At 41.7% G+C, this 14,912-nt stretch carries 13 protein-coding genes; 9 read left to right on the top strand and 4 right to left on the bottom strand.

The genetic code is table 11. From position 1 onward, the window contains the following. Positions 1-154: 154 nt before the first annotated feature. From AC5YCI_RS08490 to AC5YCI_RS08480, 3 genes are read left to right on the top strand one after another with little or no spacing between them, the layout of a single operon-like run. The gene (locus AC5YCI_RS08490; RefSeq protein WP_496129242.1) at positions 155-1,798 is read left to right on the top strand and encodes a nitrite/sulfite reductase; all 1,644 of its coding nucleotides are present in this window, start codon (positions 155-157) and stop codon (positions 1,796-1,798) included. Then, positions 1,791-2,276 carry a DUF934 domain-containing protein gene (locus AC5YCI_RS08485; protein ID WP_496129243.1) on the top strand — a complete coding sequence of 162 codons (486 nt, stop codon included), beginning with the start codon at positions 1,791-1,793 and terminating at the stop codon, positions 2,274-2,276. The genes AC5YCI_RS08490 and AC5YCI_RS08485 overlap by 8 nt, the downstream gene beginning before the upstream one ends. 53 nt (positions 2,277-2,329) lie before the next feature. Beyond that, the gene (locus AC5YCI_RS08480; RefSeq protein ID WP_496129244.1) at positions 2,330-2,680 is read left to right on the top strand and encodes a DMT family transporter; all 351 of its coding nucleotides are present in this window, start codon (positions 2,330-2,332) and stop codon (positions 2,678-2,680) included. Here AC5YCI_RS08480 and AC5YCI_RS08475 read toward each other — a convergent pair. Next, on the bottom strand, positions 2,677-3,201 hold the full coding sequence (locus AC5YCI_RS08475) for a GspH/FimT family pseudopilin (RefSeq protein WP_496129245.1): 525 nt from the start codon (positions 3,199-3,201) through the stop codon (positions 2,677-2,679). The two genes, AC5YCI_RS08480 and AC5YCI_RS08475, sit on opposite strands and share 4 nt — an antisense overlap. Positions 3,202-3,555: 354 nt before the next feature. Between AC5YCI_RS08475 and omp38 the strand changes: the two genes are divergently transcribed. From omp38 to AC5YCI_RS08460, 3 genes are all read left to right on the top strand, one after another. Then, entirely contained in the window at positions 3,556-4,599 is a 1,044-nt protein-coding gene (gene omp38, locus AC5YCI_RS08470; protein WP_496129246.1) for an outer membrane protein Omp38, read from the top strand. Positions 4,600-4,704: 105 nt separating this feature from the next. Next, complete coding sequence (locus AC5YCI_RS08465) at positions 4,705-5,235, top strand: peptidase C39 (protein ID WP_496129247.1); 531 nt, start codon at positions 4,705-4,707, stop codon at positions 5,233-5,235. 130 nt (positions 5,236-5,365) lie between these two features. Next, positions 5,366-6,190, top strand: coding sequence for an alpha/beta fold hydrolase (locus AC5YCI_RS08460; protein ID WP_496175435.1), 825 nt, complete (start codon positions 5,366-5,368; stop codon positions 6,188-6,190). A 42-nt stretch (positions 6,191-6,232) separates the two neighbouring features. Here the strand turns inward: AC5YCI_RS08460 and AC5YCI_RS08455 are convergent, their stop codons facing one another. The 3 genes from AC5YCI_RS08455 to AC5YCI_RS08445 all read right to left on the bottom strand — a co-directional run bounded on the left by AC5YCI_RS08455 (position 6,233) and on the right by AC5YCI_RS08445 (position 10,160). Continuing rightward, positions 6,233-7,693, bottom strand: coding sequence for an amino acid permease (locus tag AC5YCI_RS08455; RefSeq protein WP_496129249.1), 1,461 nt, complete (start codon positions 7,691-7,693; stop codon positions 6,233-6,235). A 3-nt stretch (positions 7,694-7,696) separates the two neighbouring features. Next, entirely contained in the window at positions 7,697-8,728 is a 1,032-nt protein-coding gene (locus tag AC5YCI_RS08450; protein WP_496129250.1) for a methyltransferase, read from the bottom strand. A gap of 61 nt (positions 8,729-8,789) precedes the next feature. Next, the gene (locus AC5YCI_RS08445; protein ID WP_496129251.1) at positions 8,790-10,160 is read right to left on the bottom strand and encodes a uracil-xanthine permease family protein; all 1,371 of its coding nucleotides are present in this window, start codon (positions 10,158-10,160) and stop codon (positions 8,790-8,792) included. 174 nt (positions 10,161-10,334) lie between these two features. Between AC5YCI_RS08445 and typA the strand changes: the two genes are divergently transcribed. From typA to AC5YCI_RS08430, 3 genes are all read left to right on the top strand, one after another. Continuing rightward, positions 10,335-12,167, top strand: a complete 1,833-nt coding sequence (gene typA / locus AC5YCI_RS08440; protein WP_496129252.1) for a translational GTPase TypA — start codon at positions 10,335-10,337, stop codon at positions 12,165-12,167. A 150-nt stretch (positions 12,168-12,317) separates the two neighbouring features. Further along, entirely contained in the window at positions 12,318-12,749 is a 432-nt protein-coding gene (mscL, locus tag AC5YCI_RS08435) for a large conductance mechanosensitive channel protein MscL (protein ID WP_496129253.1), read from the top strand. A 201-nt stretch (positions 12,750-12,950) separates the two neighbouring features. Continuing rightward, entirely contained in the window at positions 12,951-14,888 is a 1,938-nt protein-coding gene (locus AC5YCI_RS08430) for an acid phosphatase (RefSeq protein WP_496175434.1), read from the top strand. Positions 14,889-14,912: the final 24 nt, after the last annotated feature.

Below are 14,912 nucleotides of genomic sequence, written 5' to 3'. Positions count from 1 at the left end.
AGTAGGATAAAGCCTGCTAAGCCGCTGTTATCAGTGAACACTAGGCAGGCTTATCAATAAAATCGCTATGAAATATGTAAAAAACGCATTTTCTTGATAGATCAAAACTCGTTATTCTGTGCAGCGTTATAATAGAAACTACTAGCTGTACGCCATGTATTTATATACTGATTTTGATCAGCAACTGATTAATGAACGTGTTGCACAGTTCCGTGACCAAACGGAACGTTACTTAGCCGGAAAATTAACCGAAGACGAATATCGTCCATTACGTCTACAAAATGGTCTTTATGTACAACGTTATGCGCCAATGTTGCGTGTGGCGGTACCTTACGGTCTGATGAACTCAAAACAGCTGCGTAAAGTAGCTGAGTTAGCGACTGAATATGACCGTGGTTATGCGCATATTTCAACGCGTCAAAACATTCAGTTTAACTGGCCTGCACTCGAAAACGTGCCAGATATGCTTGCTGAACTTGCTACTGTACAAATGCATGCTATTCAGACTTCTGGTAACTGTATTCGTAATACCACAACCGATCAATATGCTGGTGTGGTTGCTGGTGAAATTGCCGACCCGCGTCCAACCTGTGAATTGATTCGTCAATGGTCAACCTTTCATCCAGAATTTGCCTTCTTACCACGTAAGTTTAAGATTGCCGTATCTGCTTTGGAAGAAATCGACCGTGCTGCAACGTCTTTCCATGATGTTGGCGTGTATATCGTGAAAAACGAGCAAGGCGAAATTGGCTATAAAATTAAAGTCGGTGGTGGTTTAGGGCGTACTCCAATTATGGGTAGCTTTATTCGTGACTTCTTGCCACGCGAAGATTTAATTGCTTACCTAGAAGCGATTTTACGTGTCTATAACTTACACGGTCGCCGTGATAACAAATATAAAGCACGTATTAAAATTTTAGTGAAGGCTTTAACGCCTGAAGTGTTTGCTCAAAAAGTTGAAGCTGAATTTGCACATACGATTCAAACTTTAAAAATTGATGCTGAAACCTTGGCAAAAATGGATCAGAACTTCACGCCATTTGCTTACCAAGATTATGCTGACGAAGACTTCACTGAACTCTTCAATCAGCATCCAAAATTCAAACAATGGTTTAACATCAACACCAATGCTCACAAAGTCAAAGGCTATCGTATTGTTACGATTTCTTTAAAACGTGCTGGTATTGCTCCAGGTGATGTCAGCAGCGAAGAAATGAATCTGATTGCTGATCTTGCAGACAAATATACTTTTGGTGAATTACGTACCACACATGAGCAAAACATTGCCCTTGTCGACGTACCACAAAAAGATTTATTTGCTTTATGGCAAGTACTAGATCAAGCAGATTTAGCCCGTGCGCATATTGGTTTCTTAACTGACATTATCTGCTGCCCAGGCGGTGACTTCTGTTCACTTGCCAATGCCAAATCTATTCCAATTTCAGAAGCAATTTCACGCCGTTTTGATGATTTAGACACCATTTACAACTTAGGTAAATTGGATCTGAATATTTCAGGCTGTATGAATGCTTGTGGTCATCACCATGTGGGTAATATTGGTATTTTAGGCGTAGATAAAAAAGGCGCCGAATTCTACCAAATTACTTTAGGTGGTAATGCAGATCATGATGCGTCTATTGGCGATATCTTAGGGCCATCGTTTGCAGCAGATGCTGTACCTGACGTGATTGAAGAAATCTTAAATACTTATCTTGATTTACGTCAAGAAGGTGAAGATTTCATTGATACTTATCGCCGTGTTGGCATCAAACCATTTAAGGAGCGTGCATATGCTTAATACCGCACTACCAGTGCTCGCAAAAGATGGCACTGTTGCAGACAATACTTATCAAGTGATTGGCGAAGATGGCGTAGTACCGCAAGGTGATGTAGTGTTAACCGTTGAACAGTTAGATCAAATCGCGCATGTATCAGGTAAAAAAGCACTTTACTTAACGGTAGATGCTTCACCTGAAGATCATCAGTTTCCACTTGATCAATTAGATGCAATTTTTATTGAATTTGCAGGCTTTAACGATGGTCGTGGTTATTCATTTGCAGCATTGTTACGTCGTCAGGGTTTCCAAGGCGAATTACGTGCCACAGGTGATGTCTTTAAAGACGTTTTAAACTATATGAAACGTTCAGGCTTTGATACGTTTGTGATTAAAGAAGGCAAAGATGTTCAAGAAGCTGCGGCAGGTTTAGCTGATTTTACGCAGCCTTACCAAGCATCTACAGCAGTTGAAAAAGCCAATTACCAAACTGGCGCCTAAATATAATGCTAAAAAAGCCGCGACTTCGCGGCTTTTTTTATGAGGAAAAATAAATGCAATGGCTGATTCAAGTTAATCCCGGTATCTATTGGTTATTGGTTGCTATTTTAACGGATGTGATGTCTACATTTTATTCTGCAAAAGCCAATGGTTTAGTGCATAAATCTGATCAAATGATTGCGCTACTGCTTTATCTGCTGTCGTTTAGCTGTGCCGCAATTGCACTCAAATACATGCAAGCTGGGATTTTATATGTCTTGTGGTCTGGCATTGGCGTCATTGCGACAGCATTATTGGCCAAAGCCTATTTAGGTCAAAATATTGATCTTGCCGGTTGGTTAGGGATTGGATTTATTAGTATTGGTTTGGTGATTATTGCCCAGTTTTCTAATATTGATGTTTAACTACATTTTTGCGTATGATCAATGCGACTATGTCCCATTTGACTCACCACTAAGCTATAACTCAAGCTTTTGTCTTGTGCACAGTAACTAAAGGTGCCATTAGAGCCCAGAGGCAAACCTGTACGTGGGATAAAACTTAAATTATTGCTATTTAAACTGCCCCAAGTCAGGCTGCCATATTTAAGGATCAACGCTTCTGACAAAATAATTTTTTCGTTGTCATCTACTTTGCGATTATTATTAATATCAATAAACACAACGAAACCCTGATGCCAACTGTTGCTGCTACAAGTTTTTTGATTGTTTGAGCCACATAGCACCACGTGATTGGACTGACTCATGGCCTGTTGTCGAGCCATCTGGATGGCGCGACTTAACTTGAGTTGTGAGCTTTGTACCTCCTTTTTCATTAAGTCTTGTTGAAAGCTTGGAATGGCTAAGCTGACAAGAATCGCCAGTATGACAATCGTGATCAGTAGTTCAATCCAAGTAAAAGCACGGCAACGGTTGATGCATAACATGATGATCTCCATCAATTGCGCCAATAATTATTAAAAGTCACATGATTAAGGGGGAATTAGATTGAATATGGGTGACTTCTGACTTTTAAAGCTGTTAAAATTTCCCTCAAGCCAAAAATAAGCTTTTCAGAATGGTGAGTTGAGCGAAAAATTACCGAATTACAACGGAATTTGTAAGTAATTTTGTCAATAATTTTCTTGATTAAAATTATCAAGCACTTGGAAAAGAAAAAAAGTGTTTGTATGATGCCATGTGACTAGCTTAAAAATAACACTGGGGTATTAAAAGCCTATCCCAGCGGAGCTGAAAAGCTCAAGCTTGAACAACAATTTATATCTCTGGAGGATAAATCCATGAAAATGAGTCGTATTGCTCTTGCAATGCTTGTTGCTGCGCCTTTCGCAGCAGCTAACGCTGGTGTTACTGTAACTCCACTATTAGTTGGTTACACTTTCCAAGACACTCAACACAACAATGACAACGATAACCTAAAAGGTTTGTCTGAAGCTGGTGTTGAATTACAAGACGATTTATTCGTTGGTGCTGCACTTGGTGTTGAATTAACGCCTTGGTTAGGTTTTGAAGCTGAATACTCACAAGTTAAAGGCGACATCGATGCTAACGGTGGCCCTAAAGTTGCTGAATACAAACAACAACAACTTGCTGGTAACTTCTACGCAACTTCTGATTTAATCACTAAAAACTACGACAGCAAAATCAAGCCGTACGTACTTTTAGGTGCGGGTCACTACAAATATGAAGGCGAAGGCGCTGCTGCTGGTTGGGAAGACGAAGGTACTTTAGGTAACGCAGGTGTGGGTGCTTTCTGGCGCTTAAACGATGCTTTATCTCTTCGTACAGAAGCTCGTGGTACATACAACTTTGACGAACAGTTCTGGAACTACACAGCTTTAGCTGGTCTTAACGTAGTTCTTGGCGGTCACTTGAAGCCAGCTGTTGCTGCGCCAATCGTGGTTGAGCCAGTTGCACCAGTTGTTCCAGTTGAACCAGCTCCACAAGAGCTTGTTGAAGACTTGAACATGGAACTTCGTGTGTTCTTTGATACAAACAAATCAAACATCAAAGATCAATACAAACCAGAAATCGCGAAAGTTGCTGAAAAGTTAGTTGAATACCCGAACGCAACTGCACGTATCGAAGGTCACACAGACAACACTGGTCCACGTGCACTTAACGAACGTTTATCTTTAGCGCGTGCTAACTCTGTGAAATCTTCACTTGTTAACGAATACAACGTAAACCCAACTCGTTTATCGACTCAAGGTTTCGCGTGGGATCAACCGATCGCTGACAACAACACTAAAGAAGGCCGTGCTATGAACCGTCGCGTATTCGCGACAATTTCTGGCAGCCGTACTGTTCAAGTACAGCCATAAGGTCAGACTCAATCCTAGTTGATTGAATCAATCTTAAAAAAGCGACTCTTTTGAGTCGCTTTTTTTATTACAATAAGCCAAGATGATCAATTGCTGTGACACATTATGAGCGTAGAAATTCCTCAAGATTTAGCCGACTTACCTGCCAATGGTGGCCTGTATGCCATTTGGATGTTATTTCATCATTATGGTGTCGATTTAGAAACCCAAGATTTGGTGCAATTGTGCCGTCATAATGCCGATGAGGGCACTTATGGTATTGCTTTAGCCGTAGGCTTAAAGCGTTTAGGTTTAGATGTTGAATTTAGTACCGATGATGATCCTGATCCGCAGCCAACAGAAAAGTTTTTCTATGCTGAGGCAAAGCAACTCAATATTCCAATCAAAGCAGCAGTCAGTTATGAACAGCTTCAACAGGCGGTTGAACAGGGCCGTTTTGTGATTGTCTATTATGATACCTTAGAGGGCATTGGTAATCATTCTTTGGTGTATTCGATTGATGATCAGGAAATCTGTTTCTTTGATAGTTTCGAACCAATGTCCAAAGACATATTTATACAGCAGCGTCAGCAAGAAGGGATTTGCCAGCAGGCTATTATTGTTGATGATCGTAATTTTGTGATGCGCTATAGCTAAGCAGTTAGCCACCATTCAGCAGCCTGAGGGCTGCTTTTTTTTGATTTAACATAAGGGCAACGGCATTTATACAGAGCACTCGCTTGTACTTGATTTAATAAAGCTTAAAACTCGTATAAGGAGAATCAGTATGGCTCAATATCTACGACTGCAAGATGGCACAGCACTATATTATAAAGATTGGGGCTCAGGGCCTGTGGTGGTGTTAGAACATGGCTGGCCATTATCGAGTGATGCCTTTGAAGATCAAATGCTATTTTTAGCTGAGCATGGCTTTCGGGTCATATCGATGGATCGACGCGGACATGGACGTTCGAGTCAGCCTTGGCATGCGCATAATATCGATCAATATGTAGAAGATTTGCGTGCCTTAATTGAGCACTTAAAGTTGAAGCAATTTACGCTGGTAGGACATTCTACAGGTGGGGCAGTGGTGGCACGCTATAGTGCAAAATATGGTCAAGAACAGGTAGAAAAGTTGGCCTTAATTGCTGCGGTTACACCGCTGATGCGCCAAACTGATGATCATCCTCAAGGCGTGCCGATAGAGGTTTTTGATGAAATGCGCGCTAATTTACTAACCAATCGAGCCGACTTTTATTTAGATTTTTCCAACAAGTTTTATGGTTATGATCAGACCCCCAGCAAAAGCTCAGAGGGAGTGATACAGAACTTTTATCAAATTGCCATGCAAGGTTCAATTAAAGCGCATTATGATTGTATTGCTGCCTTTTCAGAAACGGATCTAAGTGCCGATTTAAGGCAAATTCAAATACCTACCTTGGTGCTTTATGGCGACCAAGATCAAATCGTACCGCCTGCTATTTGTAGCCAAGCTACTTTAAAACTTTTATCTCATGGGCAAGAGCAGGTGATTAAAGGTGCGGCACATGGCTTATGTACCACGCATAAAAACGAAGTGAGTTTTGCGCTGCAAAGCTTTTTAAATCAATAGATCAAAAATTAAAAAAGCAGTCCGAGGACTGCTTTTTAAGTTTTATTCGCGTTCAACTTTAATGGGTTGTACATCCATCTCTTGATAGGACACCAATTTGGTTTTGTATTTCCATTTATAACCCAGCCAAATCGCTAAGAATAAGAAAATACCAATATAGGTTGACAGTACCGCTAACCATTCACCCTCAAGTACAGCCTGATAGTTTTGACCCAGCACCACAATGGCACATAGGATAAAAGCAAACCACGGTGCAAAAGGGAAGAACTTAGCACGATAGGCTAAATCTTCAAGCTTATTGCCTTGGGCTAAAAAGCCTTTACGGAAACGATAATGTGACACCGCAATCCCTAACCACACAATAAAGCCACACATACCTGACATATTCAGTAGCCAGTTAAATACTTCTTCTTCACCAATAAAAGTGGTTAAGAAACACAGTGCTGCAATGGCAGTCGTGGCATACAAGGCATTCATAGGCACACCGCGTGCATCTAGTTTAGCAAATGCTTTAGGTGCACTGCCTTTACGTGCCATATCAAACAGCATGCGCGTTGATGAATACATGCCTGAGTTACCTGCTGATAAAATCGCAGTTAAAATCACTGCGTTCATGACTGAAGCTGCAAAGGCAAAGCCAGCTTGTTCATACAGTAACGTAAATGGCGATAGTGCAACGTTATCAGTTGCAGCTGCTTGTAATAAACGTGGATCATTGTAGGCAATTAGTGTCCCAATAATGAAAATACACACGATATAAAACAAAAGAATTCGCCAGAAAATTTGTTTAATCGCAATTGGAATGGTCTTTTGTGGATCTTTGGATTCACCTGCTGCAACCCCAACCATTTCTGTACCTTGGAAAGAGAATCCAGCAATCATGGCCACACCAACAAGTGCTGATAAACCACCTACAAATGGCGCTTCACCTGTACTCCAATTGGCAAATACTTCAGCCCCTGGGGTTAACATGATTTTGGCAATCATGAAAATACCAATGATAATAAAGGCAATAATGGCCAGCACTTTAATTAAAGAGAAGAAGAATTCAGATTCACCAAAGCCTTTGACGGTCAGTGCATTAATCCCAAAGACCACAGCTAAAAACACCGCACTCCAATAAAATCCTGGAATCTCTGGGAACCAGAATTTCATAATAAATTGTACAGCCACCAACTCAAAGGCAACGGTAATGGCCCAGTTGTACCAATAGTTCCAACCTAAAGCAAAACCAAAACCGCCTTCAACATATTTTGTACCATAGGTAAAGAAGGCACCTGACGTTGGATTATGGGTGGCAAGCTCACCTAAGCTGGTCATCAAGAAGTAGATCATGACACCAATTAAGGCATAAGCCAGCAGTGCGCCACCAGGGCCTGCATTGGCAATGGTTGCGCCTGAGGCTAGGAATAAACCAGTACCAATCGAGCCACCAATCGCAATCATATTTAGATGGCGAGCACCAAGATTACGCTTTAATTGCGGTTGTTGTGTTTCGCTCATCGATTATTCCTTAGGGTTTTTCTGCATGCTAGCAAACAGGACTTTAAAGCCTTGCTCATCAGTTTTAATTTGACAGGCTTTAAACTGTTGCTCAATCAACATTGGATAGTTTAAGAAGCGATTTGCCACAATCCAAAGTTCACCACCTGATTTAAGATGACGGCGCGCAGTTTTACATAAATTTTCACTGGCATTGTAGTCGGTTTGAATGCCTTGGTGAAAGGGCGGATTACTGACAATGGCATGTAAAAACAATGGTGCGTCTTCAATGCCGCGTACAGCTTTAATCTCAAGTTGTTCGGGTTCAAGCTGATTTTGCGCAAATGTCATTTGGGTAGAGGCTAATGCAAAGGCATCTACATCCATCGCAAAAATACGATTACTTGGATTAAGTTTGGCCAAGTAAGCACTAATCACACCTGCACCACAACCAAAGTCGGCAATCTTACCTGAAGTGACTTGTTGTAAATATGGCAACAACACCGCAGTACCTACATCAAGACGGTTTTGGCTAAAGACACCAGGCAGCGCGCAAATCTCTAATTCGCCTTTAGGTGTATTGATGCGATAAGTTTGTGCCCAATCGCGTAGCGCTTTCGCATCAACTGTATGTTCAAGACTGATTTGCCATAACTGACAATGACGAGCGCTATCGAGTTTTACTGCTTGACCATAAGGCTGTAATTGTTTGGCTGCACGTTCGATGCCGGCTTTTTTCTCACCAACCAATAAAATTGAACTGCCTTTTTTCAGACGCGTCGCTAAGCTATAGAGCACATAGTTAAGTAACTCTTTAGATTTAGGTACAAAAATAACCGCCTGATCAAACTCACCTTCAGGTACATCGGTACCAAAACTTACAGCGGCTTGTTTAGACTGAAAATACTCAAAATCGTTAAAATTCCATGTCCAAACAAATGGATCGACGTTGTCTTCTAAATGTTGCAGCAAGTCATCTGTAGGTGCATTAACAAATAATACACGACCGGAAAGATACTCATATTGACGAATGAGAACTTCACTTTGCGGAACCATTGGATTTCTCCATTATAAAAGCACCGTGAGCACAAGCTCACGGTGCTTTTTGGATATGAAATTACTTCTTCGTTTCAGGAAGAACAATATTTAAAATAAGTGCAGCAATACCACCGGTCGCAACACCAGAGCTAAAGATATTGCGGACCAGTTCTGGCATATGTGCAAGAATATCAGGCACCTGTGCCACACCTAGACCTAAGCCTAAAGAAATCGCAATAATCAATAGGGCACGACGGTCAAGGTTGACGCTCGATAAAATGTTAATACCAGAGGCAGCAACTGCGCCAAACATTACCATCACAGCACCGCCAAGCACCGCTTGTGGGACCGCTTGGATCACTCCTGCAACAGCTGGCAATAACCCCAAGATAATCAGTAAAGCAGCAATCCAAATACCGACATAACGACTTGCCACACCTGTCAGCTGAATGACACCATTATTTTGTGCAAAGACTGAGCTTGGGAAGGTGTTAAAAATACCTGCAAGGAATGAGTTGGCACCATTCACCAACACACCACCTTTAATACGCTGCATCCATTTTGGACCATCAACAGGCTGATTAGACAGCTTAGATGTTGCAGTAACGTCACCAATAGCTTCTAAAGAGGTCACAAGGTAAATAAATGCCATTGGAATAAATAGACTCCAAGAGAAGTCTAAACCAAAGTGCATTGGGCTTGGAATTTGAACCAAAGGTGCATCTTTGAGACCAGAGAAGTCTAAATGCCCCATAAAGCCTGCAAGGATATAACCTGCAACCAAGGCAATTAAAATCGCAGAACTTTTAATCCACACGACTTTAATGCGGTTTAAAATAATGATTAAACCGAGTACGGTACATGACATGATCAGGTTATCTGCGTTGGCAAATGTTCCATCTTTCATTGCGCCATAACCACCACCCATACTGGTTAAACCGACTTTAATCAAAGTCAAACCAATCAGCAGCACCACGATCCCAGTGACGAGCGGGGTAATGAGCTTTTTAATCCATGGTAAAATTTGTGATACGCCCATTTCAATAAATGAACCTGCAATCACAACACCAAAAATGGCTGCCATGACAGATTCAACAGGTGTACCTGCAGCAACCATGGCTGAACCGATACCAATAATAGGACCAATAAAGTTAAAGCTTGTTCCTTGGACGATCAAAAGACCTGCACCAAAAGGACCAACTTTTTTACATTGCAAGAAAGTTGCGATCCCTGAAATCACCAAAGACATGGATAAAATCATGTTGGTGTCTTCTTTTGAAACGCCTAAAGCCAGACAGATCAAAAGACCAGGTGTAACAATCGGGACAATAATTGCAAGCAAATGTTGAAATGCAGCGAGGAAAGCGATCCACGGTTTGGGACGATCTTCAAGTCCATAGACAAGGTCGAGCTGATCTTTCGAGGAGGGAGATTGATTAAAATCAGACATGTGTAAAACGCAAATTGTGGCTTGGTGGCGCTATTCTAATCTGTTTACATAGCTTTACAAAATCAAAAGCGTACCACTTATCAAAAAAAATACAATTGTCACGCCTCAGTCACTATAAAAGTTCTCTATTTTTCTGTATAATTTGCCCTCAAATTTAATACATATCGAATTTACATGTCAGATATTAAAACTCTCCGTAACATTGCCATCATCGCGCACGTCGACCATGGTAAAACGACTCTTGTAGACAAACTTTTACAGCAATCAGGTGCTCTTGGCGATCGCGCGGGCGAGATCGAACGTGTCATGGATTCGGGCGCGATTGAGTCTGAGCGTGGTATTACCATTCTTGCAAAAAACACTGCAATTAAATGGACTGATGCACGTACCAATACAGAATACCGTATCAACATCGTGGACACCCCGGGACACGCCGACTTTGGTGGTGAGGTAGAACGTGTTCTATCTATGGTTGACTGTGTATTGCTTCTTGTCGACTCACAAGAAGGTCCAATGCCACAAACACGTTTCGTAACGCAAAAAGCGTTCGCACGTGGTTTAAAACCAATCGTGATTATCAACAAAGTTGACAAGCCAAACGCGCGTCCTGACTGGGTGATTGACCAAGTATTCGATTTATTCGATAACTTAGGTGGTACTGACGAACAGTTAGACTTCCCAGTGGTTTACGCTTCTGGTCTTCGTGGTGTAGCAGGTCCTTCTCCTGAAGAATTAGCAGAAGACATGACCCCATTATTCCAAACGATTGTAGACATCGTTGAACCACCAGCAGTTGATGTTGATGGTCCATTCCAGATGCAAGTGTCTTCACTTGACTATAACAGCTTCGTAGGTGTAATCGGTGTTGGTCGTATCCAACGTGGTTCTGTGAAATTAAACACACCTGTGACTGTGATCGACAAAGACGGTAAAACACGTAACGGCCGTATCTTAAAAATCATGGGTTACCATGGTTTAGAGCGTGTAGATGTTGAAACAGCTGCTGCAGGTGACATCGTATGTGTAACAGGTATCGAAGAACTTCATATCTCTGACACGATCTGTGATCCTAAAAACGTTGAAGCATTACCGCCATTGTCTGTAGATGAACCTACAGTGTCGATGACATTCCAAGTGAATAACTCACCGTTTGCTGGTAAAGAAGGTAAATTCGTGACTTCACGTAACATTCGTGAACGTCTAGACCGCGAATTGATCCACAACGTAGCGTTACGTGTTGAAGATACTGACAGTCCTGACCGTTTCAAAGTGTCTGGTCGTGGTGAACTTCACCTTTCAGTTTTAATTGAAAACATGCGTCGTGAAGGCTTTGAGATGGGCGTATCACGTCCACAAGTAATCATCAAAGAAATTGATGGTGAAAAACAAGAGCCGTACGAAAACGTAACATTTGACGTTGAAGAACAGCACCAAGGCGCTGTAATGGAACAAATGGGTCACCGTAAAGGCGAAATGACCAATATGGAAGTTGACGGCAAAGGTCGTATCCGTATTGAAGCAACTGTTCCTTCACGTGGCTTAATTGGTTTCCGTTCAGAATTCTTAACCATGACTTCTGGTACAGGGATCATGACGTCAAGCTTCTCGCATTACGGTCCAATGAAACAAGGTACTGTGGCGAAGCGTCAAAACGGTGTATTAATTTCTATGGTTCAAGGAACTTGCTTGGGCTATGCGTTGTTCAGCTTACAAGACCGTGGTCGTCTATTTGCTAAACCGCAGTTAGAAGTTTACGAAGGTATGATCGTTGGTATTAACTCACGTTCAGACGACATGGTGGTTAACCCAACTAAAGCGAAACAGCTAACTAACGTACGTGCTTCAGGTACTGACGATGCGTTAACACTTGTTCCAGCAATCGAGTACACGCTTGAACAAGCACTTGAATTCATTGAAGATGATGAATTAGTTGAAGTAACACCGAAGTCAATTCGTATCCGTAAGCGTTGGTTGACTGAAAACGAACGTAAGCGTAACAAATCTTAATTTGTTCACGTGATGTGAAAAAACCGCTAAGTCTGCTTAGCGGTTTTTTTTGTATAAGATTTTCTAACAGCGCTTGGCAAATCAGACCAACAGCGTACATTATTGAGCAGTGTTGAGCGCTTAATAAATATAAAAGTTTGGAGTTTATGTATGAGTATTATTCAAGAGTTTCGTGAGTTTGCTGTAAAAGGCAATGTGATGGACTTAGCTGTCGGTGTTATTATCGGTGGTGCATTTGGTAAAATTATTGATTCTGCGGTTAAAGATTTAATCATGCCTTTAGTGTCATGGATCTTAGGTGGTGAAGTCGATTATTCAAACTGGTTTGTAGTCCTGGGTGATAATCCAAATAATGTAAGTAACTTAGCAGCTGCACAAGAAGCCGGCTTAAATGTCTTTGCTTATGGTAACTTCTTAACAGTATTAATTAATTTCTTACTTCTAGCATGGGTAGTCTTCTTATTGGTGAAATTTATGAATAAATTACGCCGTAAACAAGAGGCAGAAGAACCAGCACCAGAGCCAACGCCTGAAAATATTGAGCTATTACGTGAAATTCGTGATGAGCTGAAAAAACGTTAATCATCAATGATGTAAAAAAACGGCGCTCAATGCGCCGTTTTTTGTTTTTCTATTTCTCTCTGATTTTGGACAGTTAAACATCTCATACAATAAAATATGTAAGCTTATTCATGTCATTGTCATGATTTCTTCACCCGAACGTCACCTTTGAAATGAACAATAGCACTCATTAAATGCCCCATATAAAAATGAGTTAATAGAATGAAAAAAATGCCAAAAGTATTTTTAATGAGCATCTTAAGTTGTTCAATATATTTGGTGGGGTGTAATGATGATTCTGACGGTAGCTCATATCAATCGCCTGATCAAGGTGCTATTCAGCTACCAACAGCACCGACAGGTGTAGGTCGCATCGATACTGCGCCTGTTGTAGCCAATATATCTGCTGTAGTGGATGATTGGCATACCAATCAACGCGGTGATGCACGTTATGCCACCTTAGAAACAAATGCAGGTGTACGTGTATTGTCTGGTTTTTTACAACTGTGGAAGCCAAGTACCATGGTGGTGGATGCTGGTGTGACAGCTGAAGCGGCACATGGTTTTCCAGCCGTTGAAAAATCGAAATGGACGGGTATTCCTCAAGATCCGACAGATGGACAAATCTTACATTCGGATATGCATCAACATAATATTCAATATGTGATTGATATCACACGTCAAAGAACAGCTGAACAATCTGTATTAGCCTATCTGGATGACCGCAGAGGGAAAGCCTATAGCATGACCTCAGGTCTTGGCGCTTTGACTGAACATTGGCGAGATGCGGCCAAACAATTCACCACAATTACCGAGGTTGCAGCAGATGCGACACAGGTTAAATATGATGATCAAGGCAATAACCGTGGTGTGGGTGAAGCCAATGGGAATGCTGAGTTTGGTAAAGTAGTCGATTTCTTAGGCATGTTTGGTACTCATGCTTCAACTGAGCCAGCGAAGCGTTTTTACAAGTATGCTCGTCCTTGGCGTTGGTCGGCGGATGTGATTGTGGAACCAACCTTAGAACCTGCGAAGAGCAAGACACCTCAAACCGATGGTGGATTCCCAAGTGGTCACACAGCAGAAGGTATGCGCAATGCAATTGCCATGGCGTATGTATTACCACAACGTTATCAAGAGCTGATTGCACGTGGTTTAGAGATGGGTGAGTCAAGAATTTACGCAGGTATGCATTCTCCTTTAGATGTGATGGGCGGCAGAATACAATCAGTCGCAGCGGCAGTGGCGAACCTCAATGCGATGACCAAAGCCCAACGAACAGCTGCATATCAGCAAGCGCAGCAGGTTCTTATGCAGCGAGCTAAAGTCAATACATGGGATGAATTCTATACCATTGCAAAGCAACCTTTAAATGGCAAAGATAATTTTATGGACTTTAAGGCCATGAAAGAAACCGCACATCGACGTATGACTTTTGGATTTAAACAATATGGGCCAGCAGGTCAGGTGGCACATGTTCCTAAAGGCGCGGAAGTGCTGTTAGAGTCGCGCTTCCCATATTTGACAGATGAACAGCGTCGGGTGGTACTGAAATCCACGGCATTCGATTCAGGTTATCCAATTATGGATGACCCTGAAGGTTATGGTCGTTTGGACTTGTTTAAAGCTGCTGGTGGTTATGCGCATTTAGCTGGTGATGTGCATGTTCATATGCAAGCAGAGTTAGGCGGTTTCTCGGCCAAAGATCTTTGGAATAATGATCTTACTGGTCATGGTAAATTGACCAAATCGGGGAGTGGTCAGCTTGCACTTAACGGTGAAAACACCTTTACAGGCGGCGTGTATGTAAAAGGTGGAGCAGTAATCGCACAATCTATTTCTGCTTTAGGGCAGGGGGATGTATATGTCCAACACGGTCAACTTATATTGGATCATAAGGCAACAACGCAGGTGAATGGTAAATTCACACTGCTTGAAAAAGGGGAAATGGTCTTTAATCATGTACGTCATGGACTTCAAGTCAATGATGTCGTGACCTTACAAGGTAAACTGATGATTAACGATGCAACACTTCAAGCAGGTCGTTATGTGTTGATGGAAGCGAAACAGATTCAAGGGAAATTGAGTGTTGTCGAAGTGAATGGCAAAGCGGCGACTGTAAGTTATGACAATCATCAAGTGATTTTAATTGTCCAATAACAGCGAGCTAAAATAGAAAAAAAC

Source organism: Acinetobacter sp. CY17 (assembly GCF_059515825.1).
Note: the sequence above shows the minus strand (reverse complement) of the source record. Positions and strands in the feature narration are given on the sequence as shown.

Bases quoted from the DNA above. Each gene is read 5' to 3' on its own strand.
- AC5YCI_RS08430 (WP_496175434.1), top strand. From the start codon at position 12,951: ATGAAAAAAATGCCAAAAGTATTTTTAATGAGCATCTTAAGTTGTTCA.
- AC5YCI_RS08465 (WP_496129247.1), top strand. From the start codon at position 4,705: ATGAGCGTAGAAATTCCTCAAGATTTAGCCGACTTACCTGCCAATGGT.
- AC5YCI_RS08480 (WP_496129244.1), top strand. From the start codon at position 2,330: ATGCAATGGCTGATTCAAGTTAATCCCGGTATCTATTGGTTATTGGTT.
- AC5YCI_RS08475 (WP_496129245.1), bottom strand. From the start codon at position 3,201: ATGTTATGCATCAACCGTTGCCGTGCTTTTACTTGGATTGAACTACTG.
- AC5YCI_RS08460 (WP_496175435.1), top strand. From the start codon at position 5,366: ATGGCTCAATATCTACGACTGCAAGATGGCACAGCACTATATTATAAA.
- AC5YCI_RS08450 (WP_496129250.1), bottom strand. From the start codon at position 8,728: ATGGTTCCGCAAAGTGAAGTTCTCATTCGTCAATATGAGTATCTTTCC.
- omp38 (WP_496129246.1), top strand. From the start codon at position 3,556: ATGAAAATGAGTCGTATTGCTCTTGCAATGCTTGTTGCTGCGCCTTTC.
- mscL (WP_496129253.1), top strand. From the start codon at position 12,318: ATGAGTATTATTCAAGAGTTTCGTGAGTTTGCTGTAAAAGGCAATGTG.
- AC5YCI_RS08485 (WP_496129243.1), top strand. From the start codon at position 1,791: ATGCTTAATACCGCACTACCAGTGCTCGCAAAAGATGGCACTGTTGCA.
- typA (WP_496129252.1), top strand. From the start codon at position 10,335: ATGTCAGATATTAAAACTCTCCGTAACATTGCCATCATCGCGCACGTC.
- AC5YCI_RS08455 (WP_496129249.1), bottom strand. From the start codon at position 7,693: ATGAGCGAAACACAACAACCGCAATTAAAGCGTAATCTTGGTGCTCGC.
- AC5YCI_RS08490 (WP_496129242.1), top strand. From the start codon at position 155: ATGTATTTATATACTGATTTTGATCAGCAACTGATTAATGAACGTGTT.
- AC5YCI_RS08445 (WP_496129251.1), bottom strand. From the start codon at position 10,160: ATGTCTGATTTTAATCAATCTCCCTCCTCGAAAGATCAGCTCGACCTT.